14 protein-coding genes and 1 other RNA gene are annotated in these 20,215 nt (G+C 60.5%); 4 read left to right on the top strand and 11 right to left on the bottom strand.

Features of this window, described 5'->3' with window-relative positions; genetic code table 11:
- Positions 1 to 135 precede the first annotated feature (135 nt).
- A complete protein-coding gene (ptsP, locus tag BMOU_RS07645) occupies positions 136 to 1,785 on the bottom strand; it encodes a phosphoenolpyruvate--protein phosphotransferase (RefSeq protein WP_034876412.1) in 1,650 nt (549 codons plus the stop codon).
- Between the two features lie 284 nt (positions 1,786 to 2,069).
- On the opposite strand from ptsP, the gene BMOU_RS07640 reads away from it, so the two are divergent.
- Positions 2,070 to 2,330, top strand: a complete 261-nt coding sequence (locus tag BMOU_RS07640) for an HPr family phosphocarrier protein (protein ID WP_034876409.1) — start codon at positions 2,070 to 2,072, stop codon at positions 2,328 to 2,330.
- Positions 2,331 to 2,473: 143 nt separating this feature from the next.
- Positions 2,474 to 3,496 carry a LacI family DNA-binding transcriptional regulator gene (locus tag BMOU_RS07635; RefSeq protein ID WP_034876407.1) on the top strand — a complete coding sequence of 341 codons (1,023 nt, stop codon included), beginning with the start codon at positions 2,474 to 2,476 and terminating at the stop codon, positions 3,494 to 3,496.
- Between the two features lie 35 nt (positions 3,497 to 3,531).
- Here the strand turns inward: BMOU_RS07635 and BMOU_RS07630 are convergent, their stop codons facing one another.
- The 5 genes from BMOU_RS07630 to ffs form a co-directional block, all read right to left on the bottom strand.
- A complete protein-coding gene (locus BMOU_RS07630) occupies positions 3,532 to 4,683 on the bottom strand; it encodes a DNA polymerase III subunit delta' (RefSeq protein WP_034876405.1) in 1,152 nt (383 codons plus the stop codon).
- On the bottom strand, positions 4,680 to 5,408 hold the full coding sequence (gene tmk / locus BMOU_RS07625; protein ID WP_034877416.1) for a dTMP kinase: 729 nt from the start codon (positions 5,406 to 5,408) through the stop codon (positions 4,680 to 4,682). Before tmk ends, BMOU_RS07630 begins: the two co-directional genes overlap by 4 nt.
- Positions 5,409 to 5,466: 58 nt before the next feature.
- A complete protein-coding gene (gene topA, locus BMOU_RS07620; protein ID WP_034876403.1) occupies positions 5,467 to 8,466 on the bottom strand; it encodes a type I DNA topoisomerase in 3,000 nt (999 codons plus the stop codon).
- Positions 8,467 to 8,565: 99 nt separating this feature from the next.
- Entirely contained in the window at positions 8,566 to 9,651 is a 1,086-nt protein-coding gene (locus tag BMOU_RS07615; RefSeq protein ID WP_171002083.1) for a phosphatase PAP2 family protein, read from the bottom strand.
- A 50-nt stretch (positions 9,652 to 9,701) separates the two neighbouring features.
- Positions 9,702 to 9,792: signal recognition particle sRNA small type (gene ffs / locus BMOU_RS11045), an RNA gene on the bottom strand.
- A gap of 159 nt (positions 9,793 to 9,951) precedes the next feature.
- On the opposite strand from ffs, the gene glf reads away from it, so the two are divergent.
- A complete protein-coding gene (glf, locus tag BMOU_RS07610) occupies positions 9,952 to 11,130 on the top strand; it encodes a UDP-galactopyranose mutase (protein ID WP_034876396.1) in 1,179 nt (392 codons plus the stop codon).
- A gap of 170 nt (positions 11,131 to 11,300) precedes the next feature.
- On the opposite strand, the gene BMOU_RS07605 is transcribed toward glf, so the two are convergent.
- Positions 11,301 to 12,443, bottom strand: coding sequence for an inositol-3-phosphate synthase (locus tag BMOU_RS07605; protein WP_034876393.1), 1,143 nt, complete (start codon positions 12,441 to 12,443; stop codon positions 11,301 to 11,303).
- Between the two features lie 232 nt (positions 12,444 to 12,675).
- Between BMOU_RS07605 and BMOU_RS07600 the strand changes: the two genes are divergently transcribed.
- Positions 12,676 to 14,934, top strand: coding sequence for a transglycosylase domain-containing protein (locus BMOU_RS07600; RefSeq protein WP_034876390.1), 2,259 nt, complete (start codon positions 12,676 to 12,678; stop codon positions 14,932 to 14,934).
- 105 nt (positions 14,935 to 15,039) lie between these two features.
- On the opposite strand, the gene BMOU_RS07595 is transcribed toward BMOU_RS07600, so the two are convergent.
- The 4 genes from BMOU_RS07595 to BMOU_RS07580 form a co-directional block, all read right to left on the bottom strand.
- Positions 15,040 to 16,116: a glycoside hydrolase family 43 protein gene (locus BMOU_RS07595; protein ID WP_034876388.1), complete on the bottom strand. Its 1,077-nt coding sequence runs from the start codon at positions 16,114 to 16,116 to the stop codon at positions 15,040 to 15,042.
- Between the two features lie 147 nt (positions 16,117 to 16,263).
- Positions 16,264 to 17,217: a carbohydrate ABC transporter permease gene (locus BMOU_RS07590; RefSeq protein WP_034876386.1), complete on the bottom strand. Its 954-nt coding sequence runs from the start codon at positions 17,215 to 17,217 to the stop codon at positions 16,264 to 16,266.
- 27 nt (positions 17,218 to 17,244) lie between these two features.
- Complete coding sequence (locus BMOU_RS07585; RefSeq protein ID WP_034876384.1) at positions 17,245 to 18,228, bottom strand: ABC transporter permease; 984 nt, start codon at positions 18,226 to 18,228, stop codon at positions 17,245 to 17,247.
- Positions 18,229 to 18,384: 156 nt separating this feature from the next.
- Entirely contained in the window at positions 18,385 to 19,980 is a 1,596-nt protein-coding gene (locus tag BMOU_RS07580; RefSeq protein ID WP_034876382.1) for a type 2 periplasmic-binding domain-containing protein, read from the bottom strand.
- Between the last annotated feature and the right edge of the window lie 235 nt (positions 19,981 to 20,215).

Here is a 20,215-nt window from a genome sequence, read left to right as displayed (position 1 = left end):
CGCCTTACGACCGCAACCACCGCATAACCGGAACGACCCCGATTTCCGCGCAAGGCATACGGAATTCGGGGTCGTTCCGGGAAACAGGGCCTGTCGGATCCGTGGATCAGGCAGGCACGGCTGATGTCGGCCGGCTCACTCGGCCGGAGTGTAGAAGTCGCCGTTCAGCGCGGCGGCCGCCTTGGCCTTGGCCTCTTCGAAGGTGACCTCGGCGAGTGCGGCGCGTACGTCATCCAGGGCCACCGGGGTCATGGACAGGGAGTTGACGCCCAGACCGACGAGCACCACGGCCAGATCCGGATCGGCGGCGGCCTCGCCGCATACGCCCACCGGCATGCCGTTGGCGTTGCCTGCGTCGCAGATCATCTTGATGGCACGCAGCACGGCCGGATGCCATGCGGTCTGATAGTTGGCCACGGAACCGAGGGTGCGGTCGGCGGCCAGCGTGTACTGGGTCAGGTCGTTGGTGCCGATGGACACGAAGTCCGCCACCTTGGCCACCTTGTCGGCCATCAGGGCGATGGAGGGCACCTCCGCCATGGCGCCTACGAACTTCAGACCATAGCTCTTGCCGAGTTTGACGAAGTAGTCGGCTTCATGCTCGTCGGCCACCATCGGGGCCATGACCCACAGATTGGCGTCGGTTGCGGCGTCCGCGGCGGCAAGGGCCTTGAGCTGGCCCTCAAGCACATCCATATGGGCCTTCAGGGTGCGCAGGCCACGCAGACCGAGGGCGGGGTTCGGCTCGTCTTCCGGAGTCAGGAACGGCAGCGGCTTGTCGGCACCGGCGTCGAGCATGCGGATCACGACCTTCTTGCCGGGGAACTGGCTGAGCAGTTCGGCATAGGCCTTGGTCTGCTCTTCGACGCTCGGCGGTTCGGCGTTGCCGATGAATAGGAATTCGGTGCGGAACAGGCCCACGCCTTCGGCGCCATATTCCAGTGCTGTGGCGGCATCGGCCGGCTTGCCCACATTCGCCAACAGCGGAATGAGATGGCCGTCTTTGGTGGCGCCCGGGTTACCGCGCAACTCCTTGGCCGCCGCGGCGCGGGACTTGGCCGCTTCGGCCGCGGCGATCTCCTCTTCGGTCGGGTCGACGGTGATTTCGCCCTTGGCCGCGTTCACGATCACATTGGTGCCGTCGGTCAGATCGGCCGCCCCTGCGGCGGAGACTATAGCCACGATACCGCGGGCGCGGGCCAGGATGGCGGTGTGCGAGGTCGGACCGCCCTGCGAGGTCACGATGGCGAGGGTCTTGCTCATGTCGAGCGCGGCGGTATCGGCCGGGGACAGGTCTTCGGCGACGAGTACGAACGGGGTTTCGCTCACCGGCAGACCCGGGGCCGGAGCGCCCATCAGGTCGGCGATCACACGCTGACCGACATCATGCAGGTCGGCCGCACGTTCGGCCTGGTATCCGCCGATGGCGCGGAACATGTCTTCCACGGCCGCGAAGCCCTCCAACACGGCGCGTTCGGCGGTCTTACCCTGGTTGATCAGATCCTTGATGGACTGCGCAAGGGACGGATCGGAGGCGAACATGGCGATGGCCTGAAGAATCGGAGCGGCCTTTCGGGCGCCTTCGTCACCCTTGGCGGCCTCTTCGGCGCGACGGTTGAGATCGGCGTTCACCAGTGCCAGCGATTGTTCGGCGCGTGCGATTTCGGTTTCGGCGGCGACGCCTTCGGCGCGCGGGGCGTCCGACGGTTCAGGCAGTGGAGCGGCCATGCGAATAACCGGACCGACCGCGACGCCACGACCGATGCCAACACCTTTGATGTTCATGAGAACTCCTTTTCCTGTTTCCTTGGATTTTCCTGACGAACGCATACGGTGCGATCGCGAAGAAGAACTGGTCACTGCAACGATTCCCACCGTCATTGCCGGTAAATCATTTTCAGCCTGCCGCCAGTATACATAAATATCCAGCAATATGAAAATGGAAAACGTTTTCTGCGTTTCGTAAAAAAAGTGGTATGCTTTTCGCTAAGTGGCATCGTGCCGCCGCACTGTTCCTGCACAATTGAAGAACGCAACCAAGTAATACAACGACTCAAAGGAGTGTCACCATGGCAACCCGCAATCTCGTCATCAATGACCCCGTCGGCATCCACGCACGTCCGGCGGCACAGTTCGCACAGGCCGTCACCGCCTCCGCCTGCAACGTGACCATCGCCAAGGAGGGCGGCAACGCCGTTCCGGCAGGTTCCATCCTGTCCATCATGGGCCTGGGCATCAAGCAGGGCGACACCGTAGTCATCAACGTCGAGGGTGACGACGCCGATGCCTGCGCCGACAAGCTGATCGGCATCCTCGCCAACGCCGCGTGAGTCCGATCATCGTCGATTCCTTGCAGCCGCCCGCCATGTCCGACGGGCGGCTGTTCTATTCTTGGTAGGTCCCGTTATTCGCGCAGAGCGGACCAAGGCCCTGCGGCGGATCGCCATGACGGGACCGCGTGACGGAGGAGAACATGGCAGGCAGGAACGAGAGCAACCGTTCGATTACGAACGTGGCCGCATTGGCGAATGTGTCGATCGCAACCGTTTCCCGCGTATTGTCGGGCAAACGCACCAAAGACGACGACATCGCCCGTCGCGTACGCGCGGCCGCCGAGCAGCTCGACTATTCCGTCAACTATGCGGCAAGCGCACTGCGCAGCACCATCACCAACACCATCGGCCTGATCATTCCCAGCGCCACCGAAACGTTCAGCGCGCAACTGCTCGACGAAATCGAGCCGACCATCGACGTGGATTCGCAGCAGCTGCTGCTCGGCATCGGAGCGGACCAGGAGGCGCAGGGCGAGCGCATGGCGTCATTGGTCGCACGCCATGTGGACGGGCTCATTGTGGTGCCCGCGGCCGGGGCCGATCTCACCGAAGTCCTCGAACGGTACGCCGGCACCCTGCCGATCGTGCAGGTCGGAGGCCGGCAACGATCCTTCCATACGTCGATGGTCGGCCTCGACGAAAACGCCGCCATGGAGATGGTCATCGGGCATCTGGCCGATCAGGGCATCGAATCCGTGGCCTACATGGCAGGCAAGGAGATCTCCTTCGAATCGGCGGAGCTGTTCGCCATGTTCCATACGCAAGTGCGTGCGCACCATCTGAGGACGCAGCCCGACTGGAACCGGTTCGGCGAACGCAGCGTGCAACGCGGTTTCGACTGTGCGATGCGGCTGTTCTCCGAGCCGCTGGTGCAGCCGGAGGCCGTGGTCTGCGCGGACGACACCATCGCGTTCGGCATGATGGTGGCCCTGCACGCCTTGGGGCTCCGCGTGCCGCAGGATGTGCTGATTGTCGGCTATAACGATTCGCCGATCGCCTCGACCACCATGCCGACGCTCACCTCGGTGCGGCCACCATTCCAACAGATCGTATCGGAGGCATTGCGTCTGATCGCACTCGGCCCGGAACGCCCGGCGCACATCTCGTTGCCGCCGCGGCTCATCATCCGCGACTCCACCGTGGTTCCGAATGGCTCCCGGTAAGGATGCCGATCCCCAGTGCGGGGTGCGCTTCGGCCTTACGGGATCAGGGCGCAGAACAGGGCCTCGAACACCAGTGTGGGATTGCCGTTGCCGTTGAGGCGCCTGCGGGCCGTGGCGATGCATTCCAGCCGGCGTACGGCCGCAGCACGATTCAACCGTACCGACAGTTCGGCGATCGAGGAGCGGTTTTCGAGATTAATCAGACCGACGGAATCCTCGGCGTTGTTCTGCAGCACGGCCACATCACGGTAGATGCTCACCACCGAGTTGAGCGCGCGGTCAAGCACGTCACGTGTCAGACGCGTGGCCTGCCGCTTGAGCTCGTCCTTTTTGGCAATGGCGTTGTAGGCGCCGCGCAGTTTCGGCGGAATGCGATCCTTCGGGCCGAGTCCGTTGATCCTGCGGAAATCGGCTTCCGCGGCGGCGGCCCTGACCTCCACATCCGCCTCGGCCTGCGCCTTCGCATTGTCGATGAGATCGCCGGCCAGCAACACCGCATCGGACGCCTTCGTAAGATTGAGCACACCCACGACCAGTTCGTCACGATCCGACATGATCCGCTCATTGCAGGCATACAATCTGGCGATGCCGATATGTCCCTCGGCGAGACGGGCCGCACGGGCCGCGATTTTCGGCTCGACCTGCGAGGTCTCCTCGAGGAATTTCGCCACGGCCTGGTTCGAGGGCACGGCGAGGTTCACGATGCGGGTACGTGAGCGGATGGTCGGCAGCACATCCTGCGCGCTTGGGGCGCACAACAGCCAGATGGCGTGTTCGCTTGGCTCCTCGATCTCCTTCAGCAGCACATTCGTGGTGCGTTCGAGCATACGGTCCACGTCTTCGATGATGATGATCCGCCATGGTGCGGTGCTCGGCATCTGCTCGGAGGTGGTGATCAGATCGCGCACCTGGTCGATGCCGATGGTCACCTTGTTCGTGGCGAGTACGGTCACATCGGGATGCGTGCCGGCAAGCACCTGCCGGGTGACTTTGGTCGGGTCGCCGTCAAGACCGTGGTCGGGGCTTTCCAATGCGGCCGCGAAGGCGCGCGCCACGTTGGAGCGGCCGGATCCGGGAGGCCCGCAGATCAGCCAGGATTGCGCGATCGACTTCGGGTCGCCGCAGGAGATGGCCTTGAGCTGCTCCACCACCTGACGTTGCCCCACTATGGAATCCCATACGCTCATCGTGCGATTCCCTCCACGCTCTCGCCGGCGGGAGCCGTCAATTGCCAGTCCGGCCGGGAATGGTCGATTGCGACGAAATCTCCTTCGATCAGCCGCCAGACCTCTTCGATGGATCGGCTGGCATCGATGACGCGGAAGCGTTCCGGTTCGGCCTTGGCGAGTTCAAGGAAGGCGTCGCGCGTACGGTTCTGGAAATCATCGTCGGCGGACTCCATGCGATCCTCGCCGTGCTGCAGCCGTGCATGCGAGGCGGCCGGATCCATATCCAGCAGATATGTGCGTTCCGGCAACAATCCGTTGGTGGCCCACATGCTGAGATCCCGGATGTCCTTCAGCGTCAGTTCGCGTCCGCCCGCCTGGTAGGCCAGCGACGAGTCGAGATAGCGGTCGGTGATCACCACCGCGCCGCGCTCAAGTGCCGGGAGGATCACTTCGGCCACATGCTGCGCGCGGTCCGCCGCGAACAGGAGCGCCTCGGCACGCGGGGCGATGTCGGCAGGCTCCGATTGCCGGCCATCCCCCGTCTGTTCCGCCTGGGGGCGGGCATCGGAGGCAACGCCGTGAAGAAGCATTCTGCGGATGGCCACGCCCAATGCGGTGCCGCCCGGCTCACGCGTGACCACGCATTCGCGCCCCTGCGCCTCGACATGCGCACGCAACCGTTCGACCTGCGTGGTTTTGCCCACGCCGTCAACGCCTTCGAAAGAAACGAACATGCCCTGCATACCCATCACTGTACCGTGGTCTCCGACCGACCCGTTCCGGCCTCGATCCTGGCGGGGATCAACGGGCGGGAACCACTTCGGGACGGGAATATCCCTCATTGGCGGCGAGCCAGTCAACATCGGCCTTGACCGTGGCGGCGGTGGAACCGATCTCCTTCGCAATGCGCGTATTCGCCCAGCCTTGGTCGGCCAGTTCGCGCACCTTGGCGCGGCGATCCGCACGGGCCTTCTCGGTTGCGCTCACCTTGCCGGCCTTCGCGCTCTTGGCGGCCGTCTTTTTGGCGGAGGACTTGCGCCCACGACCGCGCTTCGACGGGCCTTGCGCGCGTTTTTCGGCCAGCAGCCTGAACGCTTCGGCCGGCTCGATCGACTCGGCCGCATACTGCTTCGGCAGTGTGCGGTTTGTCTCGCCGTCGGTGATGTACGCGCCGTAGAAGCCTTCCTTGATGGTCACATGCTTCTGCGTCTCCGGGTCGGTGCCCAGATCGCGCAGCGGCGGCTTGGCGGCGCCACGGCCGCGCCCGCGACCGTATTTCGGCTGCGCGAACAGTTCCTTGGCCTTGTCGAGATCGACCGTGAAGATTTCGTCCTCCGAAGCCAGCGAACGGGTGTCGGACTTGCCGTCGGCACCGGTCTTGGTCAGGTACGGGCCGTAACGGCCGTTGTTCGCCATCACCGTGACCTGCTGCAACTCGCCGGTTTCGGCGTTCGCCTCCTCGTATGTGCCGACTTCACGCGGCAGGCTTAGCAGTTTCAGCGCGTCTTCCAAGGTCAACGATTCGGGGCTCATCGTCTTGAACAGCGACGCCATCTTCGGCCGATCCGCCGCGGCCTTCTTGGAGCCACGCTTCGGCTTGGCCTCCGTGGCGGCATCGCCGGCGACCTCCGACTGCGGCATGATCAACGCGACGTACGGTCCGAAACGGCCGTTGCGCACTTCCACGGTCCCTCCGGAAACCGGATCCTTGCCGAGTTCGCGCGGACCGCCGGAATGATTCTCTATCAGATCATGGCCGACCTCCACCGTCAGCTCATCCGGGGCGAGGGTGTCGGGCAGCGACGCACGCTTCGGATTGCCTTCGGCATCCAGATTGTTCATGTCTTCCAGATATGGGCCGTAACGGCCGACGCGCACGTGCAGGCCGTCGCCGATCTCAATCGTGTTGATGGCGCGGGCATCGATCTCGCCAAGCTGCGCGACCTGCTGCTGCAGGCCGGCATGCGCCTCGTCCTGCGACTGCGCCGCGCCTTCGCCGGAACCGAAATAGAAGCTGGTCAGCCAATCCTTGCCGGTCTCCATGCCATGGGCGATCTGGTCCAGGCCGTTTTCCATGTCTGCGGTGAACTGGTAGTCCACGTATTTCGGGAACTTCGTCTCCAACAGCTTGACCACGGAGAAGGCCAGCCACGACGGAATCAGCGCGCGGCCGCGTTCGTATACGTACCCACGATCGATGATGGTGGAGATGATGCTCGCATACGTGGACGGGCGACCGATCTCCTTGGCCTCCAGCGTCTTGACGAGCGAGGCCTCGGTGTACCGCGCCGGAGGCTGGGTCTCGTGGCCGTCGGCGGCGACTTGCGTCGCGGCAAGCTCGTCGCCCGGCTTCATCGGCGGCAGGGAGGCGTTGTCGTCGTTCCTCTTGGCGGACTGTTCGGTGGTCTTGTCGGTGGAAGCGCGACGGCCCTCTCCCGTGGCCTTCATGAAGCCCGGGAATTCAATCACCGTGCCGGAGGCCTGGAACATGGCCTCACCCTGGTCACCGGCCGGTGCGGACAGGCGCACTGTGGCGGTGGAGCCGGTGGCGTCGGCCATCTGCGAGGCAAGCGTACGCTGCCAGATCAGCGCATACAGACGGGCCTGATCGGCAGGCACCTTCTTGGCGACCTCGCCCGGATCGCGGAACTGCGCGCCGGCCGGGCGAATGCATTCGTGGGCCTCCTGCGCGCCGGCGGTCTTGGTGGCGTACTGCTTCGGCGCATCCGACAGGAACGCGTCGCCGAAATGCGACTTCACCGCCGAACGGGCGGCCGCGATGGCCTCCTGCGACAGCGTCACCGAATCGGTACGCATGTATGTGATGTAGCCGTTCTCATACAATCCCTGGGCCGCACGCATCGTCTGCCGCGAGCTCATCGACAGGCGGTTGCCGGCGGTCTGCTGCAACGTCGACGTGGTGAACGGCGGAAGCGGGCGACGGCGGTACGGCTTCGATTCCATCGACGTGACGGTGAACGTCGCGAATTCCAACGACTGCGCAAGCGCACGGGCCTGCGTCTCGTCAAGCTGAACGACATGGTCCTTGGCACCGGCGGCGGTCAAGCGGCCATCCTCGCCGAAATCCTTGGAACCGGCCAAACGGCGGCCGTCAAGCGACACCATGCGCGAGTCGAAGGCCACATTGTCGCCTTCGGCGCCCATCGCCTCCAACGTGGCGGTGACGTCCCAGTACGGGGCACGGACGAACGCCATGCGTTCACGCTCGCGTTCGACGATCAGACGGGTGGCCACGGACTGCACGCGGCCTGCGGACAGGCCGGGACCGACCTTGCGCCACAGCACCGGAGACAACTCATAGCCGTACAGGCGGTCCAGGATTCGGCGGGTCTCCTGCGCGTCGACCATGGCGCCATCCACATCGCGGGTGTTGTTGAGCGATGCCTTGATCGCCTCCGGCGTAATCTCGTGGAACACCATGCGCTTAACCGGCACCTTCGGCTTGAGCGTCTGCACCAGATGCCATGCGATGGCCTCCCCCTCGCGATCCTCATCGGTTGCGAGGTAGAGGGTATCGGCCTTCTTCAGTGCGCTTTTCAGTTCGGAGACGGTTTTCTTCTTGTCGCCGTCCACGATGTAGTACGGCTTGAAGCCGTCTTCCACGTCGACGCCGAACTTGCCGTACCTGGCCTTGTCGTCGGACGGCACCTGACTGGGCTGCGCAAGGTCGCGGATGTGGCCCACCGATGCCATGACCGTATAGTCGGAACCGAGATATCCTCCGATTTTCCTGGCCTTGGTGGGAGACTCCACAATAACGAGCTTGCTGCCGGTAGCCATTGCCACTCCTTATTACTAGCGTTTGCAACGCAATAATACTCACGAACTATAGAGGATTGGCAAACTCCCGTGTGCCGGGGAGGCGTCGGCAGCCCGCCCCTACCGCTTAGGTGGGGCCGGCGGAGCGCCGACCAGTCCGAGCTTCGTCAGCGGCGAGGCGGTCAGTTGACGCATGGCCAACACCAGGCCGAACACCAATGCGGCGACCGATGCCGTGAGAATCGTGGTGGAGGCATGCGCGCCGGCATTCGTCCATTCCGCGCTCAGGGCAAGGCCAGGCTGGATCTGCCAGACGATGTAGGCGCCGTACAGGGTCCCGAGCACGCCGAACGTCAGCATCACACTGCCGACGATCTGCACCGACGGCGAGGACGCACGCCTGCCGGGCTCATCCATGCCATTGGCGAAACTCACGGCAAGCATCAGCAGCGCAAGACCTCCGACAATCAGCAACGCCATGATCACATCGACCGGCCGATGCCATTGATCGGCGATCACCGACAGTCCGACGAGCACGGCGTAGGCCCAGCCGATCACCGCCGTCAGGGCGCGTAGGGCGCGCGGCACCGCGCACAGCAGCATCACGCCGGCCGCGGTGGCGAGGATGGTGTGTCCGGAAGGCGCGGAATTGACGGGATTCGAATCGAGATTGATCAGATAGGGGCGTGGAAGCGTGCTCTTGAGCACCTTCGCCGCGGTAAAGCACAATCCGCCGAATACGGCCAGCTGCGCAATCAGCAGCCATCGCTTGCGCACGATCAGCACAATCAATGCGACGATCGCCATGGCGACGCTGATGCCCTGCACCAGCCGCGAGATCGTGAAGACATGCACCACCGGGCCGAACCATGCCGGCAGCGCATCGGAAAACTTCGACCAGACCATGTCCTCATAGCTCTGGCCGCTCAACGTGTATACGCCCAGCCACCACACACCGACGGAGGAGGCCAGCAGAATCAGCCCGAACACCACACACTGCACAATGCTGGAGATGCGGGGATGACGGGTCAGCGGATCGGCCTTGGCAAGGCCCCTGCGCACCTCATCCGCGGACAGCACATCGGCTATCGGATCGGCGGAGGCATCCGCCTCCGGAGACCCCAACGGTTCCGGGGAGTCGTTCTGCTGCAGCATATTCGCGGATTTCTGCGGATCTCGGATGATGGGCTTGAATTCGTCGGTCATACTCATCGAGAATACGCCAACCATGTCATTTCGAGGCAGGTCACGCCTATGAAAAACCTCCACGTACCCGGAAGAGGCCACTTACCCTTGCTGCATTCCTGCCCTGGGGGAGTTGGGTGACATACCGCCACGCGGAGGCAAGGACCAGTGTACACCATGCCCGGACCAGAGGCCATACATGCGAATTTTCCGTTGACGTAGCGCATCGGGATATGCGTAGAGCATAGGAATGGGTACTATGGGCTTGGAATCGCACACGTGTGATGTGTGTTTGCAAAACCAGTTTGGAAGGTTGTTCTTATGACTGAGAAGGTGGAGTATCCGGATCTGGTGGTCGTGGGCGCGGGCCTGTTCGGCCTGACCGTGGCCCAGCAGGCCGTCGAGCATCTCGGTGTGAGGGTGGAGATCATCGACGTGCGCGACCATATCGGCGGCAACGCGTACAGCTACATGGACGAGGAGACCGGCGCGGAAATCCACAAGTACGGTGCGCACCTGTTCCACACGTCCAACAAACGCGTATGGGACTACGTGAACAGGTTCACCTCCTTCACCGATTACGTGCACCGCGTGTACGCGACCCATGACGGCGAGGTGTACCCGCTGCCGATCAATCTGGGCACCGTCAACCAGTTCTTCCACGCGCACTACACGCCGTCCGAGGCCAAGGCCCTGATCGCCGAGCAGGCCGGCGAACTGGCCGGCACCGACCCGCAGAATCTCAACGACAAGGGCATTTCGCTGATTGGCCGGCCGTTGTACGAGGCGTTCATCAAGAACTACACGGGCAAGCAGTGGCAGACCGATCCGAAGGACCTGCCCGCGGGCATCATCAACCGTCTTCCGGTGCGCTTCAACTACGACAACCGCTATTTCAAGGACACGTGGGAGGGTCTGCCCACGGACGGCTACACTGCGTGGATGGAACGCATGATCGACGACCCGCGCATCCACGTGACCCTGAAGACCGACTTCTTCGACGGATCCCAGCCATACAACAAGGAGGCCCTGGCCGCCGCGGGCGTACCGGTGGTGTACACGGGCCCGGTCGACCGCTACTTCGACTACTCGCTCGGCGAGCTCAAGTGGCGCACGGTGGACTTCAAGGAGGTCCGCTACGACGAGGGCGACCATTTCGGCTGCCCGGTGATGAACTTCTCGGACGCGGACGTGCCGTACACGCGCGCTATCGAGTTCAAGAACTTCAATCCCGAGCGCGCCGACCGGCAGAACCCGGACAAGACGGTGGTGTGGGAGGAGTACTCCCGTTTCGCCGAGCGTGGCGACGAGCCGTACTATCCGATCAACACCTCGGACGACAAGGCGTTATACGCGCGATATGAGGAGCTTGCGAAGGCCGAGCCGAACACGGTGTTCGGCGGGCGCCTGGGCACGTACAAGTACTACGACATGCACAACGTGATCGACACGGCGCTGACCGCCTACGAGCAGCAGGTCGAACCCCTGCTCAGGAAGTAGTCCCCTCCGGCGCTCCCTCTCCCAATCTGCCGACGCTCACATCCCCTCACCGTCGGTGGATTGGAGGATGCCCAAACCACCGACGGTCAGACGCTGTCAGCGTCGGCGGATCGGGAATGCGAAAAGCCCACGGAACGATTCCGTGGGCTTTTCGTCAGTCAAACAGAGGCTCAGGCCCTCCAGACATCCTTTCCGGCGGCCTTAGCGGCGGCGACATCGGCATCGAGCTGTTCCTCGGTACCTTCGACGGCGCCCTTGATGAACTCCTCGACGAGGCGGCGGGCCTCGCCGTCCTCATGCTGCACGGCCGGGGACTTCATGAAGTAGGAGCTCGGAGCGAGCACCGGGCCGGCCAGATGACGGTCGAGAGCGATTTTGGCGGCACGCACGGCGTCGATGACGATGCCGGCGGAGTTCGGGGAATCCCACACCTGCAGCTTGTATTCAAGGCTCAGCGGAACATCACCGAACGTGGTGCCCTCAAGACGCACGAACGCGAACTTGCGATCGTCGAGCCAGGCCACGTAATCGGACGGGCCGATATGCACATTATGCGGATCCATGTCGTGAGGCACCACGGAAGTGACCGCGCGGGTCTTGGAGATCTTCTTGGATTCCAGACGGGAGCGCTGCAACATATTCATGAAGTCCATGTTGCCGCCGACATTGAGCTGATAGGTACGGTCCAGACGTACGCCGCGATCCTCGAACAGGCGGGCCAGCACACGGTGGGTGATGGTGGCGCCGACCTGGGACTTGATATCGTCGCCGACGATCGGCACACCGGCATCACGGAACTTCTGGGCCCATTCAGGATCGGAGGCGATGAACACCGGCAGGCAGTTCACGAACGCACAGCCGGCATCCATCGCGGCCTGTGCATAGGCCTTGTCGGCCAGCTCGGAACCGACCGGCAGGTAGGAGACCAGCACGTCGACCTTCTTGTCGCGCAGCACCTGGGCCACATCGACCGGCTCGGCCGTGGACTCCTCGATCATCTGACGGTAATACTCACCCAGACCGTCCTCGGTCGGGCCACGAAGCACCTCGACACCGAGATTCGGCACGTCGGCGAACTTGATGGTGTTGTTCTGCGAAGCCTCGATGGCCTCGGACAGATCCTTGCCGACCTTCAGCGCGTCAACATCAAACGCGGTGACGAATTCGATATCGCGCACGCGGTACCCGCCGAAATTGTTGTGCATCAATCCCGGAATCTTATCTTCGTCCTTGGTGTCCTTATAATACTCAACGCCTTGAACCAGCGACGAAGCGCAATTGCCCACACCGGCGATAGCCACGCGAATGCTCATCTGAAACGACTCCTCATATGTATGCGTTGCAGGTATACAACCTTTAAGCATACCTTCGAATCAATAAGAGTCCACCTATACCAGCAAGAAAAACCTTGAATAATCAATGCTATTGCGACAACCGACGAAATTCTGTCGATTTGTAAAAAGAACCGGGGATAAATCGTTGAACTTTTGCAACGCATCACCCCTTTGGGACTGTTTTTCAGGACTGGCAGCTACGGTAGAAAGCATGGTTTCACAGACTCGAAGCGTAAGCTCGCGCTCCTACGACCCGCAGGCAGGCGGCACCCGTAGCACTCGCGGCAACACGCACAACGTGCAGCGCAACAACCACGGCTCGCACCGCGCCAATGGACCGAAGAAGAACCGTACCAAAAAACGCAAGCACCTCGTGCTCAAATGGGTGCTCGGAATCTTCGCGGCGCTTATCGTGGCGGGCATCGGCCTGTTCGCCTACATGTACGTCACCACGGAAGTCCCGGAACCGGAGGCGTTCGCGCTCGCGGAGAAGACGACCGTCTACTATTCCGACGGCACCACCGAAATCGGCAGCTACGCCGAACAGAATCGTGAGATCATCGACTGCTCCGTACTGCCGGACTACGTCGGCAACGCCATCGTATCTTCCGAGGACCGTTCCTTCTACACCAACAAAGGCATCGACCTGGTGGGCATCGCACGCGCGTTGTACAACAACCTGACCACCGGAAGCCGGCAGGGCGGCTCGACCATCACCCAGCAGTACGCGGAGCGCTACTATCTGGGCGAAACCACGTCGTATTCCGGCAAGCTCCGGGAAGCGTTCCTGGCCATCAAAATCGCGCAGCAGCAAGATAAAAGCCAGGTGCTGTGCAACTATATGAACACGATCTACCTGGGTCGCGGCGCGTACGGCATCCAGGCGGCGGCCAAGGCGTACTTCAACAAGGACGCCAAAGACATGACGCTCTCCGAGGCGGCCATGCTGGCCGGCATCATCCCCGCGCCAAGCGCATGGGATCCGGCGGTGAACGAGGCACAGGCCCAGAAGCGCTACAATCGTGTGCTCAGCATCATGGAGGAGGACGGCTACATCACCGCCAAACAGCAGTCGGAGGCGCAGTTCCCCCAGGTCATCGAATACCAGCAAAGCAACCAGCTGGAGGGTCAGAACGGATACCTGCTGACCATGGTGCAGAACGAGCTTATCGACACGAAGGCCTTCAGCAAGCAGGACCTCGAAACAGGCGGCTACAAGATCGTGACCACCATCGACAAATCCAAGCAGGACCTGATGTATTCGGTGGTCAGCCCTTCACAGAACGGCATGCAGGGCGTGATTCCGGACGGCATGCAGTTCGGCGCGCTGTCGGTCAATCCGAAGGATGGTTCGATCATCGCGCTGTATGCGGGCGACGATTACCTGACCAAGCAGCTCAACAACGTCACGCAGGCCACCTACGAGGTCGGCTCCACCATGAAACCGTTCGCCTTGCTGGCAGCCGTGAACGAGGGAGTAAGCCTGAACACGACGTTCAACGGCAATTCGTACCGCACCTTCCCCGGCATCACCGACACCGTGAGCAACTACGGCAACGTGAATCTGGGATATGTGAATCTGTACACCGCCACCGAGCAGTCGTCGAACACCGTGTACATGGATCTGCAAACCAAGCTGGGCACCAAGAAGATCGCCGACACCGCTCGTGAGGCGGGCGTGGAGAACACGTCGCTGGACGGCTCCGAACCGTTCACCGTGCTCGGCAACAACGGCCTGAGCGTTGAGGATATGACGCGCGCGTACGCCACGCTGGCCAATCAGGGCAACAAGCCGACGCTGCATATCGTGGCCTCCGTGAAGACGCCGAGCGGCTCCGACCTGTACAACGCGCCGACCACGGCCGAGCAGGTGTTCGAAGCCAATTCCGTGAATCTGGTGACCAAGGCGCTGACCGGCGTGGTGCAGCGCGGTACCGCCACCGAGGCACGCGCCACCGGACACACCATCGCCGGCAAGTCCGGTACCGCAAATGATTCCAGAGCGGCCAGCTTCATCGGCTACACCCCTTCGGTGGTGACGGCGGTGGCCATGTGGTACCCGGATGACAACGGCAGTCCGCAGGAGATTCCGGCCTTCGGCAGCTGGACCGGCGGCAGCGACTACCCGGTGCACCTGTTCACCGAATATATGACGCAGGCGCTTGCCGACACCCAGAACGAAACGTTCCCGACCGCAACCGACAGCGGTAAGATCGGCGGCTCGGACGGCACGTGGGGCACGGGCGCACAGAAGTCCTACACGCCTTCGGCCACGCCGAAGACCGAGGAGAACACGCAGACGACCACACCGACCCCGACCGAGACCACGCCGGAGAGCGGTTCCGGCGACGGAGGCAACGGCGACGGCGGTGACGCGGGTTCCGGCGAAAACAGCGACAACGGAGATGCCAATAGCGACCAGAACGACAGTCAGCAGCACAGCGACTCATCGCAATCGCAACAGCAGTAGTAGTGGTGTGTAATCGGCCGTCATTCAGGCAACCACCATATAACCGAGAAAGGTGAGGGCCGCCCATAAAAACGTGGGAGGCCCTCACCTTATGCGAGACGCTATTCAGCTACGCGGGACGGCCAGCGCGGCCAGTGGACGCAGGCGGTCGTATTCGGCGCGTGTCAGCGAGGCTACGCCACCGTGCTTCGTATGCTCAGTCAGGAAATAGTCCTGACTTTCCAGCTTGACCCAGCCTTTATCAAGATCACGGCTGATCATTGGCTGGTAGCCGATCGACGGAATCACGTCTACGAACAGGTACCACTCGTCATCAGCGCCGCCATTGTTGTGGTGGTTGGCGAACACGGCTGGCCCCTCCACTCCGCCGGGATTGCCGTCCGGCACATATTCGGCGCCAATTCCGCTCTGCACGGTGTCCCACCGCACGTCTGCCTCCCACCAGCATTTCGCATCAGTGAAGTCCATCCAGATGCCGTTACCATGCGCGTTGTCCTTGGTGATGCGGTATGTGCGCGTACCGCCGTCGGGCAACGGACGTTGAACCATGGTGGTGTCGATGGCGTCACCGCCTGTGTTGATGAATACGCCGCCATATTCGAAGGTGCTCTGTGTGAAATCGGTGGTGGCACCCCACAGCACGGTACAGTGGACGTTCTCGTCAGCATGCTGCTTGTCGGCGTCATCGAAGACAGTACTGGACCAGTACATTACGAATGCTCCGCGGCCACCTTCATGGCCTTCCGGATAGTAGTACGGCACCCATAGGCATTCGCACGCCCACGCCATGCCAAGCTCAAGATGGGAACCGTCCGGCTTGCGTGACACGTCGAGCATACGAGGCTTGCTCCAATGTAGCAGGTCATCAGATTCCCAGATAATCAGATTCGTACTGGCATGGCGCGTCCATTCGAACCAACCGGCATCGTCTCCTCCGAACACACGCAAATCAGTAGCAATGACATACCATTTACCGGTTTGGGGATTACGGATGATGTGCGGGTCACGCACACCCGTAGTACCGATGCTGGAGATCAACACCGGCTTTCCATCGTTGATAGGTAGCCATCGACGAGGATTATCACCGTCGGATACATCCATGTAGATCTTCTCGGCATAGCCATCCGGATCCTCGATGAAGTGGACGAGCAGGTAGCCATACATATCGGTCGCTTCGGTCATGAATTCACCTTACTGCTTGGTTGTGTTATGCGATGTCTTGCGATTCCTTGCATACGAAAAAGCCACCGCCACGGTGGGCGACAGCTTTTTCGGGGAGAGGGAATGATGAGATTCCGTGTTTGCGATTACGGATTGCCCGTTTGCGCATCAGCCTTTGACGGCCCCAATCATGACGCCCTTGTTGAAGTACTTCTGCAGGAATGGGTAGATGACCAGCAGAGGCAGAGTGGACACGATGATGATGCCATATTTGATCTGGTCCGCGGCCTGTTGGCGTTCCAGCATGGAACGACCATCGGAGCCGCCACCGGAAGTGGTCATCTGGTTGGCTAGCAGAATGTTCTGCAGCACGTTCTGCAATGGCTGCTTCTCCTGATTGCGGATATAGATGAGGCCGGTGAAGAAGTCGTTCCAGTGCCCCACGAAATAGTACAGCGCAATCACTGCGATGATGGCCGAACTCAGCGGCAACACAATCTTCATAAAATAACGGAAGTAGCCAAGGCCGTCCACCTGGGCCGCATCGTGCAGTTCCTCCGGAATGGAAGTCTCGAAGAACGAACGTGCGATGATTACGTTGTACACATTCACAGCGCCCGGCAGGATGAACACCCACATGGAGTTGAGGATGCCCAGATCCTTGAAGAGCAGGTAGCTTGGAATCAGACCGCCGGCAAAGAACATGGTGAAAGTGAACAAGAACAGGATGATACGGCGAGCCTTGAACTCACGCCGGGACAGGGAGAACGCCACAGGCAGAGTGACCAGCATGTTGACCGCGGTGCCAACCACGGAGTAGATGATGGTGTTCTTGTAGCCAGTCCAGATTCGTGTGTCCTCAAGAATCTTGGTGTAGCCGGAGAAGTTGATGTCCTTGGGAAAGATGGTCACCTCACCTTGAGAGACCAGGGCCGAATTGGAAAAACTGGCGATCACGATGAACCATAGTGGATACACGACCACTACGACCACCGCCACGACCAGTAGTCCGATCAGGAAATCGACCACATAATCGCTCGGTTGCTTCTTCTGCCGGACTTTCGGATTCCACGGAATCTCATCATTTGCCGTCTTGATGGCGGGTGCAACGGAATTACTCATTTGGATGTCCTTTCCTTGTACCGACCGTTAGAAGATGCTGGTGTCGGACACACGCTTGGAAATCGCGTTGGCCATAACGAGGAACACAAAGTTAATCAACGTATTGAACAGGCCGATTGCCGTCGAATAGCTGTATTGGTTACTGACAAAGCCCATCTTGTACACGAATGTCGAAATGACTTCGGAAGAGCTCAGGTTCAGCGAATTCTGCATCAGATAGACCTTCTCGAATCCAACGTTCAGCACGGAACCCATGTTAAGAATGAGCAGTACGCCGCAAGTAGGCAGGATGGCCGGGATGTCAACGTAACGAATCAGCTGCAGGCGGCTCGCACCGTCCATCTTGGCGGCTTCATACAGAGCGGTATCGACGCCGGCCAGTGCGGCCAGATAAATGATGGAATTCCAGCCGCAATGCTGCCAAACCTCGGTGATCCAGTAAATCGGAGTGAACAAATTCGGATCCCCTAGGATGCTCTTGCCATCCTCGTTGAGGAAGCGACCGATGAAGCCGGAAGTCGGGTTCAGGAAAATACTGATCATCGAAACGATGACCACGGTGGAGATGAAGTGGGGCATGTAGGTGATGGTCTGCACGAAACCCTTGATCCTTTTGGAGCCTATCTGGTTGATAAGCAGGGCTAAGATAATCGGGCAGATGAAGCCCATCACGAGAGTCCACAGGCTGATGCTGATGGTATTCCGCATCAGATTGACGAACTGCGGTGACTGGAAGAACTTGGTAAAGTATTTCAAACCGACGAAGGTACCGCCGGTCAGGCCTTTACGCGGAACGAACTCACGGAAGGCCAACTGGATGCCGTACATAGGAATGTAGGCGAAGACGAACACGAAGATCATTGCCGGCAGGGCCATGAGCCACAACTGCCAGTAACGCCGTAGATGAGTGCCGATGCGAACCGGCAAAGACTTGTGCCTGGCGATGTAGTCGTTGTCCGGGACGTCTGCGCTCGACGCGGATGCTGTGATTTGCGAAACAGCCATATCCATCCCTCTCTTAGGTTGTCCGGACAATCTCCGGAAATGAAGTTTAGGAGTGTGATTAAACGTAGAAAGTGTATGGCCCTCCCCCGTTGGCGTGCGGGTCAATGCTCACCGCAAGGGAGGGCCGTCTGTGGTTATATGGGGATTGGAGGAAAGCCTGGCTTACTCTTCAGCCATGGTCTTGTCGTACCACTTTTGCCAGAGCTTGACATTCTCGTCGACGCCCTGCTTCTTCATGGTGTCAACATACTCGTTCCACTTCGCATCGGTCAGTCCGCCATCCTGGATCCAGGTGGAGATCAACGGCATGGCATAGTTGAAGATGTTGGAGTTGTTGTTGGACACGGTAGTGTTGTCTTCGGCGGACAGACGGACGTAAGCAGGGATGAGGTCCTTGTCGCCGATGTGGGACTGCTGGGTCTCATAGGTCTTGCCATCCTTCTCGGCGAGGACCTTGTCCTCGTCACCGCTGACTGACATGTCATCGGAAACATAGGTCAGACCGCGATCAGCCAGCCCGTAGGTGGACAGATCCTTCTGGAACTCGATGACCTTGTACTTGCCGTCGCCCTCATTGGAGATGTACTTGTCGAGATCACCATAATAGGATTCCATGGAGGTGTCCGGTTCGATCCACTTGTCGATGATCTTCAGCGCGGCGGCCTTATGCTCGTCATCCAAACCAGCCTTGACGCAGGCGCCGTTGTAGATATCTTCGAACTGCGGCTCCCAAGTGGTTTCCTCATAGGAGACACCCGGAGCGGCCGGAACCTCAATGGACTCGTACTGGTCCTTCAGATCACCGAAGTTACCGGTGTTCCAGCCGAAGATCATGCCGACCTTGGCGGTTTTGCCGTCGTTAGAGATGTCGGCGCTGTTCTGGGAGCTATCACGGGTCAGGATGTCCTTCGGCATGAGACCCTGCTCAATCAGGGAGTGGTAGTACTCAATGACCTGGCGGAAGTTGTCGGTGATCATGAAGTTGCCGATTTTACCATCCTTGATGTAGATGCCCTGATTGCCGTTGGCAATCATCTGGGTATTCAGGCCGGTGCCGTTCAGCAGCAGGAATGGATCCCACCAGTTGAAGCCAGATGTGCCGAGCTGGTTGATCAGCATCGGGATTTCGTCAGCTTCGCCGTTACCGTTCGGATCGTCGTTCTTGAAGGCAGTGAGGACCTTGGTCAGTTCGTCCCAGGTCTTCGGAACCTCAAGTCCGAGTTTCTCGAGCCAGGTCTTGTTGATCATGAGGTTCTGGCCAGAAGACCACTTGGCGCCAGAGGCGTTACCGTAGTCTGACGGAACCTGCCATACGTGACCGTCAATGTCAGAGCCGAACTTCTCGGCGTTCGGAACTTCCTTGAAGTACTTCTTGACGTTCGGCATTTGGTCAAGATCATCGCTCAAATCCTCCCAGTAGTCGTATTGGGCGAAATTGGAAGCGTTGTAACCCCACACGGTGATATCGGCAACGTCGCCGGAGGCCAACACGGTAGAGGACTGCTGCGACCACTGGGTGTCGAGGATCTCGTCCCATTTGATAGTGCAATCACAGGCAGCCTCGAGATCCTTCTGAAGCTTCATATCCTTGGCCTCGATCTGGGTGCTGCGCTTGATCAGCGCGACACGGATGATCGGCTTGCCGTTGGCGTCGGTCTCACCACCGTCGGAGCTACCGCAAGCAGACAGGCCGACGGTGGACAGCATTGCCAGGGAGGCCACTGCCGCAAGAGCCTTGGTGCTCTTTTTGATCTTCATGGATTTCTCCTTATCTCTTGGTCTCCCAAGATTCCTTATCCTCAAACATTGCAATGGCGGGCGGACCCGACTTCGTTGTTCATTGTCCTCGTCCGTATACCGCGTTCAGCCGTGATGCCGCGTTTGCAACGTTGTAATTTTGATTATACAGCTTTTTCCATCGTTGTACAAATCAGTGACACTCCGAAGGAAAGGCCGTTTCATCTTTAGATATTCAGTTATATGCCCCCCTTGC

The sequence above is a fragment of the Bifidobacterium moukalabense DSM 27321 genome (assembly GCF_000522505.1).
GTDB classification, from domain to species: Bacteria; Actinomycetota; Actinomycetes; order Actinomycetales; family Bifidobacteriaceae; genus Bifidobacterium; species Bifidobacterium moukalabense.
The sequence above is the reverse complement of the archived record's forward strand: the minus strand, read 5'-3'. Positions and strand labels throughout refer to the sequence as shown.